This is a genomic window from Bacteroides salyersiae WAL 10018 = DSM 18765 = JCM 12988 (assembly GCF_000381365.1).
Lineage (GTDB): Bacteria > Bacteroidota > Bacteroidia > Bacteroidales > Bacteroidaceae > Bacteroides > Bacteroides salyersiae.
In genome coordinates this window covers 2,733,677-2,755,038 of record NZ_KB905466.1, presented here as the reverse complement: position 1 = coordinate 2,755,038, position 21,362 = coordinate 2,733,677, and the positions used below count along the sequence as shown (strand labels likewise).

11 protein-coding genes are annotated in these 21,362 nt (G+C 43.4%); 9 read left to right on the top strand and 2 right to left on the bottom strand.

The genetic code is table 11. The features are described 5' to 3' along the window. Positions 1-151: 151 nt before the first annotated feature. Both HMPREF1532_RS10065 and HMPREF1532_RS10060 read right to left on the bottom strand, forming a co-directional pair. Positions 152-1,270 carry a glycoside hydrolase family 43 protein gene (locus tag HMPREF1532_RS10065; protein ID WP_005928545.1) on the bottom strand — a complete coding sequence of 373 codons (1,119 nt, stop codon included), beginning with the start codon at positions 1,268-1,270 and terminating at the stop codon, positions 152-154. 24 nt (positions 1,271-1,294) lie between these two features. Further along, complete coding sequence (locus HMPREF1532_RS10060; RefSeq protein ID WP_005928543.1) at positions 1,295-3,322, bottom strand: beta-L-arabinofuranosidase domain-containing protein; 2,028 nt, start codon at positions 3,320-3,322, stop codon at positions 1,295-1,297. A 264-nt stretch (positions 3,323-3,586) separates the two neighbouring features. Here HMPREF1532_RS10060 and HMPREF1532_RS10055 point away from each other — a divergent pair, with 264 nt between their 5' ends. The 9 genes from HMPREF1532_RS10055 (at position 3,587) to HMPREF1532_RS10015 (ending at position 21,351) form a co-directional block, all read left to right on the top strand. Continuing rightward, a complete protein-coding gene (locus HMPREF1532_RS10055; RefSeq protein ID WP_005928542.1) occupies positions 3,587-4,954 on the top strand; it encodes a sulfatase family protein in 1,368 nt (455 codons plus the stop codon). A 147-nt stretch (positions 4,955-5,101) separates the two neighbouring features. Then, a complete protein-coding gene (locus tag HMPREF1532_RS10050) occupies positions 5,102-7,984 on the top strand; it encodes a SusC/RagA family TonB-linked outer membrane protein (RefSeq protein WP_005928541.1) in 2,883 nt (960 codons plus the stop codon). Between the two features lie 40 nt (positions 7,985-8,024). Continuing rightward, positions 8,025-9,776: a RagB/SusD family nutrient uptake outer membrane protein gene (locus tag HMPREF1532_RS10045; protein ID WP_005928539.1), complete on the top strand. Its 1,752-nt coding sequence runs from the start codon at positions 8,025-8,027 to the stop codon at positions 9,774-9,776. A 44-nt stretch (positions 9,777-9,820) separates the two neighbouring features. Further along, complete coding sequence (locus HMPREF1532_RS10040; protein WP_005928538.1) at positions 9,821-12,985, top strand: SusC/RagA family TonB-linked outer membrane protein; 3,165 nt, start codon at positions 9,821-9,823, stop codon at positions 12,983-12,985. Positions 12,986-12,997: 12 nt separating this feature from the next. Then, the gene (locus tag HMPREF1532_RS10035; protein ID WP_005928537.1) at positions 12,998-14,689 is read left to right on the top strand and encodes a RagB/SusD family nutrient uptake outer membrane protein; all 1,692 of its coding nucleotides are present in this window, start codon (positions 12,998-13,000) and stop codon (positions 14,687-14,689) included. A 50-nt stretch (positions 14,690-14,739) separates the two neighbouring features. After that, positions 14,740-15,639, top strand: a complete 900-nt coding sequence (locus HMPREF1532_RS10030) for a hypothetical protein (RefSeq protein ID WP_005928534.1) — start codon at positions 14,740-14,742, stop codon at positions 15,637-15,639. Between the two features lie 195 nt (positions 15,640-15,834). Then, positions 15,835-16,866: a hypothetical protein gene (locus tag HMPREF1532_RS10025; protein WP_227096940.1), complete on the top strand. Its 1,032-nt coding sequence runs from the start codon at positions 15,835-15,837 to the stop codon at positions 16,864-16,866. A 26-nt stretch (positions 16,867-16,892) separates the two neighbouring features. Beyond that, complete coding sequence (locus tag HMPREF1532_RS10020) at positions 16,893-17,903, top strand: hypothetical protein (RefSeq protein ID WP_005928528.1); 1,011 nt, start codon at positions 16,893-16,895, stop codon at positions 17,901-17,903. A gap of 463 nt (positions 17,904-18,366) precedes the next feature. After that, the gene (locus HMPREF1532_RS10015) at positions 18,367-21,351 is read left to right on the top strand and encodes a glycoside hydrolase family 2 protein (protein ID WP_005928526.1); all 2,985 of its coding nucleotides are present in this window, start codon (positions 18,367-18,369) and stop codon (positions 21,349-21,351) included. The last annotated feature ends 11 nt before the right edge of the window (positions 21,352-21,362 follow it).

Here is a 21,362-nt window from a genome sequence, read left to right as displayed (position 1 = left end):
AGTAATTTATTATTAATCGATTTTAATGTCCTCATAGCCGGTTTCCAGTAAGAACATTTTTCGTTTCACTATTGAGAGACGCACGTCTCACATCTATGAAATGATCATCTCACTATTGAGAGACGTTCGTCTCACAATAGTGAAACGCTGTTTAAAAGAGCGTCTTTACAACTTCGATCGCTTGAGTTCCGATAGTAGGGCCGTAAACAACGAGTGTCTCATCTGCCTTTATCTCCATACGATCTATAAACACGACCCGTTTTCTTCCTGTTTTCCGGGTTCGCCCGTGATAAACACAAAGTTTCTGACCATCGGGAAGTGACAATACCATATTATGTCCGGTTCCAGTTACTTCTCCCCCATTCTCCACATTCTTCTGTAATACCGGGTTATCTGCCGATTTACGGAAAGGCCCCAACGGATGAGTAGCTGTAGCATACCCTACTGCATAATCATTACCCACAAAATAATTAGCAGAATACATCATGTAATATGTCTCCCCCTCCTTGAATATAAACGAACCTTCCGTCCAGCGCCTGTTCACCTCCTTATTCAGTACCGAGCGGCTCTCCCATTCTGCCTGTAAATCATCCATTGAGAAAGGCGGTTGCAAAAGCAATACCGGTTCACCTATCACCTTCGAAAAGTCGGGAGCTACTTCAACTCCGTAAATCCAACTCTCCTCAATCTCGTCAAACCATCCATTCTTCTTTGCATAGTCAGCAATCTCACTTTCCACCGGATGTTTGTAACAGCAACGGGAATAATAAAGGTACACCTTTCCGCTCTCATCATCAAAGAGCACATTGGCATCAATCACAGGATATCCCGGATCAAATAAAGGGCCATCGTTCATCTCCTTAAAAGGCCCCAAAGGATTATCGGAAACAGCTACGCCTATCCGGAAATTTTCTTTTTCACCGGTCGGATTATATTTCCAGTTCGCACTATACCATAAGTAGTATTTTCCATCTCTTTCATATACCTCCGGCGCCCAGAAACAGTCTGTTGCCCACGAAGTAGACGATCTGCCCTGATAAACTATTCCCTCTTCTTTCCAATCGGACAGATTATCGGAAGAGTAGGCCCTGAAACCATTCTCACCAGAAGTACCGTACAGATAATATTTCCCGTCCGAAGCCATTAGAATATAAGGATCCCCCAGATTTATAGGAATCGGATTGCAATAACTTATGACCGTAGCATCCGGTCTCTTACAACTTATTGCACAGAACAAAAAAACAAAATATAAAATATGCCTAATATTCATGATACTTACTGTTGAAGGTTATTCTCATCTGATAGGGAATTCGGCTATACGCAGTGTGGTACATCCATATGGAATCAGTTCTATCACTTCTGCATTTTCCCTGATAGGTTCCATACGCTGGAAGAAGTAACTAACAGGCCCCGTCGATCCATTGTGCTCTGTCCATTCCGGTAAACGGCGTGCTTTAGTCTTAATAATAACCGGTGCATTTTCCTGATTCCAAGGGTTCGCCGAAACCGGTCCTGTTTTTTCAACCACGAACCTTTCCTTTAAATTCTCTGGTCGGAGATTCCTTTTGTACAAGCAATAATTCCAAGGAGAATCGGTAGTGACCTGATAATATTTCTCCCCGTTACGTTCCGAACCATCATCAATGTTTTTTGCTTCCCAGTTTTCATTCAGTTTAAGTGCGTAGATAAGTGCCCCACGCTCTATAACAGCAGCCCCATCATACCAATAGCTGGCAGTCACCGACATCGGCAGTTCCAAAGTAACCTCATCGTTACTCTTCCAAGTACGTTCCAACACGGCAATATTGGCAACCGGTACACACGAAACGACTTCGCCATTGACGCGGATCACCGGCTTTTCACACCACTCAGGAATACGCAGATGGAAAGGGAAACGGGCCGTCCGAGCTTTTTTATCGGGGAAATTCATCTTAAACCGAATGATCTCATCAAACGGATAACCGGTGTTCTCTTCTATATCCACCGTCACATTCCCAGCCACCTTCGCCGTGACTTTAGAGGGTGCATATACCAATGCCGCAATTCCGTTATCATAGGTGGCAAACCAAAGATTCTGTACCAACTTAGGCCATCCCTGATGTAAATTGGAGGTACAGCAAGGAAAGCCCGCCAATACTCCGAAAAGATTTCCCGTATGCGAATGAGGAGTAACGAACGTCCTCGGTTCATAAGACACTTTTATCTGATTCACCTGTTGATAATATTGCCGCACAGAACAGTTGTCATCCACCTGCGTAGGCAACGCATTATAAGCTATTCTTTCCAGTTGATCGGCCCACTGCGTGTCTCCGGTAATTTCCAACATCTTTTCAAGAGAAAACATCATCTCTACAGCCGCACACAATTCAGAACCTTGCGTAGGATCGCCGAAGCGGATCAACTCATCGCCTGCCCAAATACCGGTAGGAAACCCAATGGTATTGCGTATCACCTCCGATGCCTTTTTCACGGCGTCGATGCGCTTGCGGTCATAATCACGCTGATAATAGATAACAGGTTCTTTAAAGCCTTGAGCCAGGTTTACAGTATGCAGGCTGTGCTGTGTCATCAATTGAGTTCCTTCGAGAAAAACATTCGTCCAGTCCAATGTTTGTTGGTGTACCAAATCGCCTAACTCGAGCAAGAACTTATCTCCGGTAATATTATAAAGCCAATAAATCACCATCAGATTATCACCTCCACGGAATTTTCCCCAATGCGTCCATCTGTCCAACGGATTTTGGGGTAATTGCTCCAATTGATATTTAAAATAATTAGTCATAAAGGTAATGACCCGCTCGTCTCCTGTAGCAGAATAATATTGTTGCATGATTTTTAGTACAACCATTTTGGGCCACCAGTCTTGTGCATTATTACGCTGAAGTCCCCGCTCCGGTCCTCTGTCTTTATCCGGGCCGAAATAGCCATTCGCTTTTTGAGAAGCCAGCGCCCACTCAATCCAAGGTTGCACTTTTTGTTTCAGAGTGTCATTATCCAAGATGTAAGCCAACGGTAGCAGGCCGTCAATCCAGTAAGGTCCTCTTTCCCACACATCTCCATCTCCCCCAAGCCATCCGTTACGTTCCCCCATCACCTGCCCGTAGATTTTATCTAAATTACCGGTAAGGCCGGAAACCATTGTAGAGAGTTGATGTTCCAGCCAGCCGGCAGGTTTTATCGCGCCGATAGGTAATTCAACGTAAGGCTTCTCCAGTAGAGGATAATGATTGTTTGTATAGTTGGGGGTTGCCCCCTTTTGGCTATACACCGTTAATGACATCAGACTGATAATGGTGAACACTAAGAATTTTACTCGTTTCATCTTTATTCAAATTTATGTTTTATATCGAAAGCAAAAGTAGGCATATGTATACATACTGCGAGACAGCATTGTTCGTAGGACAACAAGCATTGTTCATGGTCGAAATTTAGATTAAAAGTGCTCCTGCCGGCAACCATAGTGAAGATATATTAAACAAAATGCAGAGTTCATTGCACAATAGTGCTATTGAAAAGAAAGACTGTGCATATCCACATCTCTACCTTTGCTTACATTTGCAAAAGATAAAAATAAAAATCGCGTGTTATGAGATCTTATTTGTTAACCCTTTTTTCCGGCCTGCCATTATTTACAAGTTGGGGAGTAACCCCAGCCGGCACCGATTCACCTAATATAGTCGTTATTCTGGCAGATGATTTGGGTTCCAACGAGCTGAGTTGTTACGGCGGAGAAAATTTAATCACCCCCCATATAGACAGGATAGCTACTGAAGGGATGCGTTTTACAAACAACTACGCATCCTGTGCCATGAGTGTACCACTCCGGGCATCATTGTATACCGGCCTCTATCCGGCCCATCACGGTTCGTTTCAAAACCATAAAGCATCCTACCCGGACATAAAAAGTGTGACACATTATCTTTCGCAGGCCGGTTACAGGGTGGGACGCGCAGGCAAGCAGCACACTAATCCACGTTCCGTATTCAACTTCGAAGAGGTACCCGGTTTCGAAACCATCTGCACCTCCCGCACAGCCGAATATACCACCGATGGAATCAGGGAATTTATAACGAGGGACAACGAGCCTTTTTGCCTTTTTGTGTGCAGCATCCATCCTCATGCCCCCTGGACATGGGGAAATCCGGAGGAATTCGATAAAGAAAAGATCGTGTTGCCCCCTAACTGCGTGGACAACGACGAAACCCGCGAACTATTCCGCCGGTACTTAGCAGAAATACGCGCCTTAGACAATGAAGTAGGTTCCGTATTAGAGGTACTCGGAAGTACCGGGCAATTGGACAATACCCTGGTTCTTTTTCTGGGTGAGCAAGGTCCGAAGTTCCCTTTCGGCAAATGGACATGCTGGCAATACGGAACCCACAGTGCCATGCTGGCCCGGTATCCCAAAGCCATAAAGCCCCGGAGTACCACCGACGCCATTGTGCAATACGAAGATATATTACCCACCCTGATGGATTTCACCGGAAACGGAACAATCGGGCAGATCGATGGCCGCAGCTTCCTGCCCGTATTGCAGGGAAAGAAGAAAGAACACCGGGAATGGGCTTACTGCATGCACAACAATGTCCCGGAAGGGAATCCGTATCCGGTCAGAAGCATACAGGACAAACGCTATAAACTGATTCTGAATCTGAAGCACGATCAGCCTTTCTTTCTTAAACATATGATGGGAAAGAAAAATAAAGATGAGATGTGGGAAAGTTGGCTGCAACAGGCCGGACAAAATGAACAGGCCCGCTTTCTGGTCGATCATTATACCACACGTCCCGCCATCGAATTCTACGATTTGAAGAACGACCCTTGGGAACTGAATAACATCGCCACCGAACGAAAACATACCAAACGCATCGCCACCATGCAAGCGGCATTGGAAAAGTGGATGACGGAACAGGGCGATACAGGCGCCGAAATGGATATTCGCAAAAAACAATAGGATACCTGCACGAAAAGCCTTCCGATGAACATAAATAGCTATCTTAAGAACAATGATGAAGATACAAACTTTAAAAAGCGTATACCTTCGCAACGACAAAGAAGAAACGCTTCTAAATAAATTAATCAAATGTTAATACTTAATTTTATGATGAAAGAACACGAAAACATGAAACGCTTTCGAACTTTTCGTCCTTTGGTAAGAAAACGGTTATGGTGTCTGTTGGCATGCCACATGCTGCTTTTCTCAAATTTCACTTTCTCTCAGGAGACAATGGATACGGACAAGGAGAAAACTAAAGAGCTGGATTTGTCCTTCCAGAAAATCAACTGGGACGAGTTCAACGGATCAGCTTATCGGGTAAGCGGCGATCAAATTCGTAATTTACCCATTTCTAATTTAGGTAATGCATTGGCCGGTCTCGTTCCGGGTTTTTATTCCCGTCAGAAAAGCGGCGGGATACTTAACGAAGCACCGAACTATTGGATAAGAGGATTGCGTACAGGAACCAATTCAGAAGGGGTACTGGTGCTGGTAGACGGGCAGGAGCGGGAGTTTGGCTCTTTATCCCCATACGAGATCGAAGAGGTCATTGTCCTGAAAGACGCAGCTGCCACAGCTTTGTATGGAATGCGTGGCTCGAACGGTGCCATACTGGTTAATACACGCAAAGGCGTGATTGGCAAGCCACAAATAGAATTGACCGCACAGGTCATAAACCAGCAACCGTTAAAACAACTGGACAGACTGAACGCTTTAGGTTATGCCACTCATTACAACAAAGCGATGCTAAACAAGGGAGGTGAACCTCTTTATACAGACTATTATTTATCCAGATACCGCAATGGTACCAACAACGAACTTTATCCGGATGTAAACTGGCTCGATAATCTGATGAAATCATGTTCGTGGATGCAACGATACAACCTCAACCTATACGGTGGCTCTGCAAAAGTACGGTATTTCATCAACGCCGGGCTTCTTACCCAGGACGGTTTCTATAAGACAGGTGACGAATACGATTACAGCACTAACAACGGAATAGACCGCTTTAACGTACGTTCTAATGTAGAATTCGACGTTACATCCACTACCCTGTTTTCGCTGGATTTATACGGGCTCGATGAAAAGCAAAACCGCCCAGGCAACAACTCGGCAGCCGTATATCAAGCTCTATTATCCACTCCGCCCAACTTGTTCCCGGAGTATTACGTTGACAACGGAAAATATGTAGATCAATCAGGTGACAGAGTAAGCAGTTATAATGGAAAAATAGTAGCCGGTGACGGAAGAATCAATCCGTGGGCACTCTTAAACAGAGCCGGATATGGTACTTTTCATTCCACATACGGATCTTTCCGGGCCAAAGTTTCCCAAAATCTGAATATGATAACCAAAGGGCTTTCAGCATCCGTCACGTTCTCTATGGATTCCTATACGCAGGCTGTTACCAACCGTTCCAAAGGATATGCCTCCTATCTGTTGAATCCGGAAAGCAACACTCCCAACGTACTGATGAAGACAGGCGAGGACACCAAGATGCAGAATACCATAGGTACCAAAGATTCATACAGGCGCACCACCATCGAAGCCCAACTATCCTACGTCAGAAACTTCGGTGAACATAAGCTCTCCGCACTTGCTTTCTATAACCAATACGAAAGTTCCAATGAAGTGAGTATCCCGAAACGCTTTCAAAGTGCCAACGCATGGTTGGGATACAATTATGACCAAAGATATGGAATCGACCTTCTGATGAGCTACTCCGGTGCCTATCTTTTCAAAAAAGGCGACCGTTTCGGATTCTTCCCGACCATTGCCGCCGGCTGGACTCTATCCAATGAATCCTTCTTCGAAGGCATCAAAGAGTGGATCCCTTATCTAAAGCTAAAAGGTTCCTTCGGCAAAACAGGAAACTATCGGGGTATTGCCGAACATGCTTATATCGGGTCGCTCGAAAACGTACCGGGCAGTTATCCCTTTGGAAACAGTATGGCGGGTTCTCCCGGATACCGGGAAGGTATTATCGCTGATCCCAATGCAACTTGGGAAAAAGTTCAACAAGGCAACATCGGACTTGAAGCCGGTTTATTCAATAACCGATTCAACATCACAGCCGAATATTTCCATGATAAACGAACAGACATCTATATGACCAACAATCGCTTAAGTTTCCTATACGGATATGATGTGGGAATCTCGGAGAATCTGGGAAAAACACATTCACAAGGCGTGGAACTTACCGCAAGATGGAACGATAAAATCGGTGACTGGGGATATATAGTAGGCGGAACTTTCTCTTATGCCAACAACCTGTTGGAAGAAGACGGACAGGCTGAACAGCCCTACCCGTGGATGCGTAATGCGGGTTACTCTATCGGTACCAAAAGAGGATATATAGCCGAAGGCTTTTTCAACTCCTATGAAGAGATAGCCGCAGCACCTTATCACACGTTCGGAACTGTTCATCCGGGAGACATCCGCTATAAAGATATCAACGGCGACGGTGTAATCAACTCAGAAGACCAGGTGCCTATCGGATATGCCGATGTACCCAAACTTTATTACAGTGCAAATATCGGTTTCTCTTATAAAGGTTTCAGTCTTTCGGCCGTATTTACCGGTGCGGGAAAATTCTCACGCAACATCAATGGCGGTAGAGTAGCTTATCCGTTCTACAATAACGGAACGATCTATGCACACCAAACCGATTACTGGACACCAGAAAACCCGACAGCAAAATATCCGCGTATATCGCTCGACAATACTACAGGGACCAATAACACAATGGACAACACTATCTGGATTAAGAACATCAGATACCTCCGGTTGAATACCATTCAATTGGAATATAAATTTCCCGAAAAGATGTTCGCCAAGAGTTTCGTCAAAGGCCTGCAAGTATTTGCCAATGCATACAATGTGTGTACCTGGAGCAACATGGAAGTAATCGATCCGGAAGCTGACGAAAACGGTAACAGCGTACCTTTGACCCGAAATATCAATTTAGGGTTATCCATTAAATTCTGACCGGCATGACAATGATTGTAAATAAAACAATGATTACGATATGAAAAAAAGAAACAACATACTATTTCTATTATTTGTAGCGGTGGGAATGACCGGATGCAACTACATGGACGAACTTCCCTACGAACGCTCGGATGCTGAAGATATATTTTCATCGGAAGCCTTGTACGAACGTCCCACGACTCAGGCATACAGTTACCTGAAAGGTGGCATGAGCCGAGTGGACGATGCTTTTCTCGAAGCAGCCACCGACAATGGAACTTCTGTGGTTTACGACTCTAAGATACATACGCTGGCACAGGGATTTGCGACCTCCAACACACCTGTAGAAGAATGCTGGAAGAACTCTTATAAAGGGATTCACCAAGCTTTGTATGCAATAGAGAATTACCGGAAGTATACACTGCGTTTGCAAAATAAAACTCCTGAAGAAATCGAACAGACCAAAAAGACACTCATTGCCGAACTAAATGTGCTCCGGGCAGTGTTCGAATTCGACTTGCTCCGCCATTACGGAGGTTATCCGATCATCGACAAGGTATACGAGTTGGGAAGCGAAGAAATGCGCAATATACGCCGCAGTTCATTTGCCGATTGCGTGAATCATATTATCGGCCTGTGCGATGCTGCAGCCGCCGATCTGAATGTAGAACCGCGTGGAGCTGCCGGAGGATATGGCAACATGACCAAAGGAGCAGCACTTGCAATCAAAGCCAAAACATTAGTGTATGCTGCCAGTCCGCTATACAACCAAACCACCAATACCAATCCATTACTTGGATATGTAGGCAGCACAGATGTTACGACGAAGTGGCAAACGGCTGCTAAAGCCTGTGCAGATGTTATTAATCTGAAGAAAACCAACGGTCAGAATAAATACACACTGAACACCGATTACGAGAAATTATTTATTATACAACCCAATAATAATACAGAATATATCGTAACACGAAACAGTGTAAAGGCAAATGGACTGGAAGAACGGCAATATCCTCCTGCCTTGTCCCGGCAAGGGGAGAATAAAGGAGGTGGAACCGTACCATCACAGGAATTCGTAGATGCATTTACAATGGCAGACGGAAGCCAGTTTGTACGCTCTACAACCACCGGCGCAGAACAATACATCGGACGTGATCCCCGCCTGTACAGCACAATAGTATATAATGCCGCCACATTCGGCACTCACGGCACTATCTACACCCGAAGGGATCCGGGTGATAATAACGGGTTGAATACAGTAGTCAGAGGATCAACTACCACAGGATACTATCTGAAAAAGTTCCTCGACCTGAACGTGAAATTCAATGGAGTGCAGAATCCGGCCACAGCTTTTCATTATTACCCCATCATTCGTCTGGCAGATGTCCTACTGATGTATTCAGAAGCAATGACATTGGGATACGGCATCGATACGGATCCGGAAGGTTTCGGGCTGACCGCCAAAGGAGCCATCGAAATGGTAAGACGCCGTGCCGGTTTCACCACAACCGACAAATTCCTTGAAGGAGTAACGACTCCGGAAAAAATGCTGGAAAAGATCAAACAGGAAAGACGCATCGAACTCAGCTTTGAAGAACACAGATACTTCGATCTGCGCCGTTGGCTGGATGCCGAACAAAGTCTGAATCAAAACATAACAGGGGTCGAAATACAAACTATCGCAGGAGAAGACCATTATTCATACTTCACCGTAGATAGCAGACGCAGTTTCTCCCGGCATATGTACTACCACCCCATTCCACTTCAGGAACTACGGAACAGCCCCAATATAGAGCAGAATCCGGGATGGTAAGGGAAAATAAAACAGTATGAATGATTTGAAATAAAAACATTAATATGAAAAAAATACTATTAATATGCTTGTGCCTGTTGAGCTATTTATCTCTATTTGCACAACGCACTATAAACGGTAAAGTCACAGATAGTTCCGGCGAAACCCTTATCGGGGCAACCGTTATCCAAAAAGGAACATCCAATGGCGTAATTACCAATATCGACGGGATATTCACCATCTCGTTGCTGCCCAATGTGCCGGAAATCATACAAGTAAGCATGATCGGTTACAAAAAGGCAGAACTGAATCTTCAAAAGCAAGGCACTTCCCTCTTGAATGTTGTTCTGACGGAAGATAATGTAAACCTCGATGAAGTAGTTGTAGTTGGTTACGGCACCCAAAAAAAAGCATCCATCACAGGGGCTATCAGCAATGTGGGAAATAAAGAACTGACCTCGGTTCCCGTATCCAGTGTTACCAATGCCTTGACAGGACGCATCCCAGGATTAGTTACCCGACAGGAAAGCGGTCGTCCCGGTGGGGATGAGGCTAAAATGTTTATTCGTGGGAATGCTTCGTTCAATGAAACGGAACCATTGGTACTGGTAGATGGAGTAGAAAGAAGTTTTACACAAATCAATCAGGACGATATCGAAAGTATCTCTATCCTGAAAGATGCCTCGGCAACAGCCGTATACGGTGTCCGTGGCGCTAACGGAGTAATCCTGGTAACCACTCGCCGTGGTCAGGAACGCTCTAAAGCACAAATCAATTTCTCAGCCGAATTAGGTATAACAGAATTCAACCGTATTCCTGAAGTATTGGATGCTGCTACTGTAGGACGATTTCAAAGGGAAGGTACCATGAACGATGACTTAGACCCTTCTAAAGTCGCTAACACCAAGAGAATCGGTGTTTCCGAATACGATATCTATCTGTACAAAACCCAGCTATCACCTTTCACACACCCGGACAATCACTATGTAGACATGTTCACCAAAAATGGTTTTACCCAAAAATACAATGTGAATATATCCGGCGGAACAAAGAAATTAAAGTATTTTGTTTCTTTCTCTCATTTTCAACAAGACGGCATGTTCCAAACTGATGTCAACGAAATAAAAAAACACCCGACTATTCAGAAGCTGATAGAACTGTCTCCTGCGGTAGGCGAAGCACTGACACAACCGGATTATGACGCCGAATACTATTTTACCCGTACCACGGCCCGGTCAAACATTGACATATCTCTAAACGATGATTTTACATTGAGTGTAGATCTATCTTATATCTTTCGTAAACAGAACCGTCCGGCGGCTTACGATGGGCTGACTTCCAATTCCGAGAATATGCGCCTTTTCGGCATGTTCTACCGTTGTTCACCGCAAAGTTACCCGATTGTAAACCCTGACGGAAGCATGGCTGCCAACGATGGGTTATGGCGTCAAAATCCTTTAGTAACACTGGCCTATACTGGGTATCGCACAGACTATAACAGTTCGATGGAATCCTCCATCCGCTTTAAATACAACCTGAGAAAGTTATTAAAAGGTCTGAGCATTGATGGACGATTTTCTTTCGACTCTGATTGGGGTAACTGGCGTGGCATGCAATGGAGACCTTATATCTATAAATACAATCCGGAAAGTGATTCTTATACCCAAGGATTGGCAGGAATTTCTCCTCCAAACGTCGGATCCGATAAAATCGCCGCAACTTATAAAACCTATGGAGAAATAGCCCTCCGATATAAGACAACTCTGGCCGAATTACATAATCTATCGGGAATGATCTCCGGAAGTATCCAATCCATTTCAAGACCATCAGGAGGAACGGAATATGTATACGTACCGCATATATACCAAAACCTGGTAGGCCGTATCAACTACGACTTCGGAGGTCGTTATCTGATCGAAGTAAATGGCGGATACAATGGTTCGAACCGTTTCTCTAAAGGAAATCGGTATGCATTTTTCCCCTCAGGTTCTATCGGATGGATTCCGACCAGCGAAACATTCTTCCCGGAAAACAAAATTCTGAATTTTATGAAACTCCGTGCTTCAATAGGTAAAGTCGGGAATGATAATTTAGGAAGTTCCTTTAATTACTATTACGTCGGAGCATACGGAACAGAGAAAATGGGTGGAGTTAATTCAGGATACGCTTTCGGAGAAGGAACAGGAACTGCTATCACTGCGGGATTATCGGAAATTCAAATGCCCAATGTGGTAACTTGGGAAACTGCGACCAAATATAACATAGGGGTCGAATCGGCTTGGTTTGATTCGTCCTTAAGTATGAACATAGATTTTTTCAAAGAAAGGCGTGAAGACATTCTCACGAATCCTAAACGTTATGTTCTGGCAGCCGGTGCAGTAGGATTACCACCTTATAACTTCGGTATCGTAGAAAACAAGGGGTTTGAAATGGAATTGGGTTGGAACAGTACAATCGGGAAAGTAAACTATTATCTGAAAGGTATTTATGCTTTCAACCGTAATAAAGTCATTGAAAAGAGTGAAGCAGCCAAACCGTATCCTTATATGTATGAAGCAGGATTACCGATCAAACAATTCATCGGATATCAATATGACGGATTTTTTTCTTCATACGATGAAATAGCAAGTTCTCCCCAGCAATTCGGACTGACCAATCTCAAACCCGGAGATATTAAATATAAAGATATCAACGGAGACGGAATAGTTGATGAAAACGACCAAGCTCCTATCGGATATTCCACAGTACCGGAAATGACCTACTCATTACAATTAGGAGCAAGTTATAAAGGATTTGATGTTAGCGTAATGTTTCAAGGAGCTGCAAGAAGCTCAGTATATCTTTATCAAGACCTCGGATGGGATAATATGACCGGAAATTATTATGAAGAACATATAAATCGATGGACTCCGGAAACGGCAGCAACGGCTACCTATCCCCGCTTCTTACAAGGTTCCAAAGAGAGTCACCAGAACTATTACCTGTCAGACTTCTGGCTAAAAGACGGGAAATACCTCCGCTTGAAAAACGTGATGATTTCTTATACATTTGATAAGAAGATGTTAAGGAAAACACCTTTCAGTTCTCTGAAAATATTTGCCAGCGGTTTTAATCTGATCACTTGGGATAAATTGAAAAAAGTAGACCCAGAAGTTGCTCCAAGCAGTAATACAGGATATTTTTATCCACAACAGAGACAGTATAACATGGGTATCAATGTATCATTCTAACAAAGCATGGATATGAAAAAAAATAGTATAATATATTTAGTTTTGAGCCTCTTACTGATATCGTGCGATGTAGACGGGCTCTTTGAAGTCGACATCGATGCTCAGACTAAAGAGAAAGTTTATTCGGACGTAAATCTAACCAAACAAGTCCTATATGATTTATACGGCCGTATGCGTCAGATTACCGATGCCAACAGCAATAGTTTTTCCATGTTGATGAACATGAATGCCACGGTTGCCATGCTCGATAATGCAACGGATGACGGAGCAGGCAACAGTACGCGTCCGGGCGGATTTGTAGCCGGCATACAACAATACCTGACCGGCGCTATCAGTGCTTCTTCGAATCCGGTAGCCAATACCCATCCCTGGACATTCTATTACAAAGCAATTAAAAATGCCAATGTGTTTATTGCCAATGTAGACTCGTCACCACTGGAAAACTCAGAAAAGACAAGTAGCAAGAATCAGGCACGCTTCCTGAGAGCTTATTTCTATCACGAACTATTCCGTTGGTTCGGTCCGTTGGTTATTACTACCGAAGAGATAGATCCGTTTGCTTTTGAAACGACCGAACGGGCAGACCTTAAGACAACAGTCGATTTCATCGTGGATGAATTTGACGCATTATCCCAACCGGGCGTATTACCCGACTCCTACGAAGCTTCCGACTATGGAAGAGCAACCCGTGGCATGGCTATGGCTTACAAGGCACGCACTCTACTCTATGCCGCCAGCGAATTGCACAAAGCTTCGGGACGTACTTGGAAAGAAGCGGCCGATGCCGCCAAAGCACTGATCGATGAAGGGCTTTACGAATTATACTATGATCCCAGTGGTGAAAGAAATTATGCCCGCCTATTCAACACCCGCGTGAACAGTGAAATAATACTCAGCTATTTAGGAAGCGATACCGATCTTATGATGAAATGTATGCCACCCTGGAATCCATGGAACGTAGGAAAAGAACTTGCAACCTGTCCGACGCAATGGCTGATCGATGCATTCGACATGGCAGACGGAACAGAACCGATTATCGGATACAACGGAACAGAACCAATCATTAATCCGGAATCCGGATACGATGAACAGAATCCGTATGCAAACAGAGACCCGCGACTTCAACAAATAGTATTGTATCACGGTAACACATGGCCTTTGGTTAACGGTTCGCAACAAACATTGGATATTACCAAACCGGAGAATATGGGAAGCGGGTACTTCCTGCTGAAATGGTCGGACAACAGAATAGACTATCGCAAAAACGGCAAGTCACAACAGAACTTCATTATGATGCGCTATGCGGAAGTTCTTTTGAACTATGCCGAAGCAATCAACGAAACAGAAGATACTCCAAGCGCAAGATTTTCTGCTGTGGATGCTTTGAATCAGATACGTCGACGGGCAGGCATCACTACCGACCTGGAAGCTGAAAAGTTCACCCAATCCACTTTACGCGAGCGAATCAGAAAAGAACGTCGTGTTGAATTATGTTTTGAAGAACACCGTTTCTTTGATATTCGTCGTTGGAGAATTGCAAAAAATGTGATGACTCGTCCCGCAGTAGGCATCACAATACAAAACGGCCGTTTTGTCCGTAGGGTCATGGATACACGGTTTTATGTAGATCGCATGGATCTCTCTCCACTACCGATGAATGAAGTCAATAACTGTCCGTTAATATACCAAAATCCGGGATATTAATACAAAAAGACATTGAATAATAATATTGCAACAACTAAAAAATTACAGATATGAAAAAAGTAATCAATTTTTTACTGGCGCTTATTTGCCTTTCCTCATTTGCATCCTGTGATGATGCATACGAAGTAAATTACAATGCTCCGGTTAAGATCTCCTTTGATGGAGTAGAAGACGGAATAGCCGTTACTGCAAAAGGGGCTGACAACTATACTGCTAAAATAAGAGTGCAGGCCACTAATGGAATTAGTTATTTTGAAATCTATAATGCAGATATTAAAACCGGGGCAAAGGGCAGTTTGATTGAAGGTACCGGCAAGTCTTTCGATTCGCAAACAGAATACACTGAGGAATTTCATATGACAGGTCTAACGGATAATAAGTGTATCCGTGTCTCAGTCACCGACACGGAAGGAACAGTAATCGAACGGAACTTATTAGTAAAAATAACGCCTTCCGTTCTCTTCTCGGAAACTGTGAATATCGAAACGGCCGATGATTATTACGGCTCCTATTATGCAACCTGGCTAAACGGTAGAGTATATCTAAGAAGTAACGGAGAACAGTACGTACCAGAGATAGATTTCTCAATGGGAATGATAGACGGTATACCTTCTTTGATTTCACCTGCACAAAGAAGTCAATATAATCTTCCTACTTTCGATGGATTGAAAGATACTAAGTTTGAATTGACAACTCTCACCATTACTGAATATAACAATATTTCAAAAGTAAATGCCGAACCGATCTCCACATTAACAGATCCTACACTTTCAAACATCGGAATAAGCGCTAATAAAGTATATCTCTTTAAAACAGCCGATGGAAAGAAAGGACTGATTGCAATCACCAGTATGACAAAACGTACAGGCACAATCGAAACAGCAAATGGTGAATGGGTAAAAGATACAGAATACTACAGAGTAGTTATAACTACTAAAGTTATTGCTTAAAGCAGGCAATCACACAATACAAAAAGAAATCGGGCATTGCTTTATAGCCATGTCCCGGTTCTTTTTTATCTACATCTCCGTTTCACAAATCATGATTTCATTTGCACGAATATTATAATACACCAACAATTCCTTGATAATAAATGCCCAAGTAAGAAATTAATTCCTACTTTTGTAGCTTACTCTCAAACTAAGATGAAATTAAGATTCACTGCCTTAATCTTATTGCCTGCTATTTTCATCATTGCATCATGCAGTAACGATGAAAACGCAGACTATCCGGAAATTCAAGAAACCACTTCTCAGATTTCCCTTGCCATAGAGCCTTCTATCGAACAAAGCGAAATACCGATGGTACGTGCCAGCAGTTCCACCTCACGCGGTTTATACGCCATCAATGTATATTGGCAGGGCAAGGGCTTGACAAGCTACCAGCCCTATGTTTCCGGCTTATTCAACGACGTCAGCCAAATAGACATTAGCCTCATCGATGGATATAAGTACCGCTTTGACTGTTCTTTCTTAGAAGAAAGCGAACTTCCCTATTCCATTTCAGAAAACGGAATCACTAAATACGGTCGTCCTTTTGCCTTGGCAAAAGACGGTAATATCTATGCGCCTGTCACCAATAAATTGACAGTATCCTTGACTCCATTCGATACCAACACCCAGTTTTATCAAGGAACATACTCCGGCAATACGGAAACAGAAGAAGGAGTGGTACTTCCATATCCATCCAATCACCGCTATTATGGAAGTAATACGGTTGACCTTACCCGAACAACCGAATCCCATGTTATTGTAAATATAGAGTTGCGCCGGGCATACTGTAACCTGTTGTTCGAATCCAAAGATATCCCTCAAGGAGATAAAATAGAAGTAACTTTATCCGGTACCAATCGGGCTTTCTATATCACAGGTACCGGAGGAAAAAACATCATACAATCGGAAGAACACCTGTTGGCACTGAATAAAACTGCCGATCGCTGGGGAGGCGCGATCAATGCCAGCGAATCGGTAGGCATTACCGTGCAATACTACTCTTCAACCACCCATGAGTGGCGTCTTATCTATCAGAATTCCCCCAGTATCACCTTAAAACGGAACAAACGGAACATCATCAAATTCGTCAATATAGACCAGGCAACCGGAGAAGGTAACATCCATATGGGCGAAGGTGAAATAACCGGTTCGCCCACTGATTCGGAATACCAGGAAATTTCTTAAAACAATCAACAAAACATAATATTACCATGAATTACTCAAAAAAAATATCCGTAGCTGCCATTCTGACTATTGCAATGTTAAGCTCGTGTATTAAAGACAAGGATCTGTCACAGATCACAAACAAGCCCGAAACTTATTCGGAAGTAGCTCTCAGCATCGGAGGTGAATGTAATACTACCGAAACGCCAATGTCACGTGCATCGGATCAGATAAGGGAAGTCTATGGTATCACCGTATCACAATGGATCAGAGATACAGGAGGCCGGCTGCAAAGCAAGCCTTATGCTTACGGAATATTTGACGACGTGAGTAACCTAAAACTAAATCTGCTGGACGGATATAAATACCGTGTCGCCTGCACCATGATAGAGAATGCCAAAGATTCTCTACAACATAAAGACAACAAATTTGCACGTCCTTTCTCACTCGACCGTAATGGAGAAGTATTTGGAGAAATAAAGAACCAATTCTTTCTGGCAGACCAGCCGGATGGTTCACAACTTTTCCTTTTCGATGCAGATAACAGCAAAATAGGAACAAAATACCAAAATGGTGTCTCACGCCCTTATATCAAGCGATATCACGGGGTCATCGATTCATTGGAAACAAAAACCACAGGCAATGAACTCGAATTGTACCGTCGCTATTTTGCCGTTAAATTCATAGCAAACGGTTTGCACGAGAACTACAGACTGGAAATTCAATTGGACGATTCTCCGAAATGGATATTGACACCGAAAAAGAATGAGACAGAATACACCTACGTCTCTTTTAAATCTCTAACCGGAAAAGTTATAACGAATAACATACTCTCTGAAAATGTATCTTTCAAGGTCGAGCTTTTTAAAGGAGATGAAAGTCAAGGAAAAGAAATCATGAAATACAACCGTTCTTTCAAACGAAACTACAGGTCGATGATTGCCATCAGTGACATAGACAACTTCGGTACGGACGCCGGCTTAAGTATCAAAATAGCCGACGAAGGCGAATTAGAAGATGACCCGGTTACCGACCTGCCATGGCAAGGGGGAATCTGATAAAATCAGACAATGCCTCATTATATAATCACTGTATATAAAACGTAATACTTCTCTATTTATGTCAGATATATTATAGATAGGCGAAAGTATATATTTTAGTCCTCACAACATCCGGATGTTTCGGGTAACAACATCCGGGTGTTTTAACCAACAACATCCGGATGTTGTGCATATAAGAAATATATATCCTATAACATAAGAATCTTTTCCTTTGTACACTAAAACACATTAGACACTTATAACACTAAAACACAATAACTTATTACTAATTATCGGACACTAACATAGAAAAAAACACATAAAAGCACCTGCTCCCCCCCCTTCCGGAGAAAACATATTTTATAGATAAAAGAGCAAAAACCGCAGAATTTTACATTCTTCTTTGCCTCTTTCTACAAACGAAATCAGTTATTTTTGTGACCAATGACCAAAATCCCGGAAACATAAAAATACGAATTCCATGAATTTGAAAACGAACCTCCTTATCTGCCTGCTATTAGGATTGTATACCCTGAATATCACTGCTACCGAACGTAAAAAGTATAACTTCAACAGCGAATGGCGCCTGCACATAGGAGATGATGCCAATGCTTATCAACAGGAATATAATGACAATCATTGGCTACAGGTAACCCTACCCCGTGCCTTCAACGAGGATGAGGCATTCAAACTTTCCATCGAGCAACTGACCGATACGACTGTCTGGTATAGAAAACACTTCCGGGTGAAGGACTGCAAGGACAAAAAAGTTTTTATTGAATTTGAAGGTATACGTATGGCAGGTGATTTTTATCTGAACGGACATCATTTAGGATTACACGAAAACGGTGTTATGGCAGTAGGCTTCGACCTTACCCCTTATATGCAAAAGGGCGACAATGTCCTGGCTGTACGCATCGACAACAACTGGCAATATCGTGAAAAGAAAAGCAATACAAAATTCCAGTGGAACGACCGTAATTTCAATGCCAATTACGGTGGAATCCCCAAGAATGTATTCCTTCACGTCACGGATAAAGTCTATCAAACATTACCTTTGTACAGCTCCCTAAAAACAACCGGTGTATATATTTATGCCACAGACTTCGACATTAAAGGCCGCAAAGCCACCATACACGCTGAATCGGAAATAAAAAACGATAGCCCCGAAAAGCGAAACTTTAGTTACCGGGTGACCCTAACCGATACCGACGGAAATGAAATAAAAACCTTTAATGGTGGAAATATCTCTTTGAATCCCGGTGAAATAAAAACGGCAAAAGCTTCTGCAGAAGTAGATAACCTGCACTTCTGGAGTTGGGGATACGGCTATCTTTACACTGTAAAAACCACGCTAACGGACAGTCGTAACCGGGTATTTGATGAAGTATCTACCCGTACAGGATTTCGTAAAACCTATTTCGGAGAAGGAAAAATCCGGTTGAACGACCGCGTTATTCAAATGAAAGGATATGCCCAACGCACCAGTAACGAATGGCCTGCCGTCGGTATCTCCGTACCGGCATGGTTGAGCGATTATTCCAATTATCTTGTAGTGGCAGGAAATGGCAACCTGATCCGTTGGATGCATGTCACTCCCTGGAAGCAGGATGTAGAGTCATGCGATCGCGTCGGCCTCATACATGCCATGCCTGCCGGAGATGCCGAGAAAGATTGCCAAGGTCGCCAATGGGAACAACGTACCGAGCTCATGCAGGACGCCATTATCTACAACCGTAACAACCCCAGCATTCTGTTCTATGAATGCGGCAACGAATCAATCAGCCGCGAACATATGATTGAAATGAAAGCTATCCGTGACAGGTTCGATCCTTTCGGCGGACGCGCCATCGGCTCACGCGAGATGCTCGACATCCGTGAAGCGGAATATGGTGGAGAGATGCTCTATATAAACAAAAGCAAGCATCATCCCATGTGGGCTACCGAATACTGCCGAGATGAAGCCCTACGCAAATACTGGGACGAATATTCATATCCGTTCCACAAAGACGGAGACAGTAATGGTTCTTATAAATCCACAGTCACCAACCAAATAAAAAAAGGAATAGACGCACGTGCCTACAACCGTAATCAAGACTCATTCGCCTTAGAACTAATCCGACGCTGGTACGACTATTGGCGCGAGCGTCCGGGCACAGGTTCAAGGGTGAGTTCAGGCGGTGCCAAAATTATCTTTTCCGACTCGAACACCCACTTCCGCGGGATGGAGAATTACCGCCGAAGCGGTGTAGCCGATGCCATGCGCATACCCAAAGACGGTTTCTTCGTCCATCAGGTGATGTGGAACGGCTGGGTCGATACGGATGTGTATCAAACTTATATCATAGGACATTGGAATTATCCTCAAAATACTGTAAAACCCGTTTATGTGGTTTCAAACGCTGATGAGGTGGAACTACTTCTAAACGAAAAATCTTTAGGAAAAGGCAAACGTGATTATGACTTCCTTTTTACCTTTGACAACATAACTTTCGAACCCGGAAAATTAGAAGCGGTCAGCTATATTAAAAATAAAGAAGTAAGTCGTTATACCTTGAATACGGTCGGAGAACCGACCGCGCTAAAACTAACCACTATACAAAATCCCGAAGGTTTTCATGCTGACGGTGCAGACATGGCTCTCCTGCAGATAGAAGTAGTAGATGCAGACGGGAGACGTTGCCCGTTGGACAATCGTACAGTGAAATTCATTTTAGATGGTGAAGGCGAATGGCGGGGAGGTATTGCCCAAGGGGAAGAAAACTATATCTTAAACAAAAATCTGCCGATGGAATGCGGAGTCAACCGGGTATTAATCCGTAGTATCACCAAAGCCGGAAAAATCACTGTCACTGCCCAGGCAGAAGGTTTACCCACTGCATCAGTTACCTTAAAAACCATTCCTGTAAAAGTTACAGACGGTCTGAGTGAATACTTGCCGCAAGCGACACTGAAAGGCAGACTTGACAAAGGTGAAACACCATTGACCCCTTCTTATATAGATACTAAAAGGGAAGTAACGATTGTCAAAGCCACCGCCGGCTCCAACCTGCAGGATGTAGAGAAAAGTTACGATGACAACGAGCTGAGCGAATGGTGTAATGACGGAGAATTAAGCAATGCCTGGATCACTTATACTCTGGAACGAGAAGCGAAAATTGATGATATCTGTATAAAACTCAGTGGCTGGCGATCTCGTAGTTATCCATTGGAAATATATGCCGGAGATACTAAAATTTGGGAAGGTGATACAGACAAAAGCTTAGGATACATACACCTTCAACCAATACGACCGATTCGCTCAGATAAAATAACAATCCGTTTAAAGGGCAGCATAACAGACAAAGATGCTTTCGGGCAAATCGTAGAGGTGGCAGGCGGAACAACCGGTGAAATTGATAAAAAAGCCGAAGGAAAAAATAGTTTACACATTGTAGAGGTGGAATTCCTGGAGAAGCTATTTTAAAACAACAATAA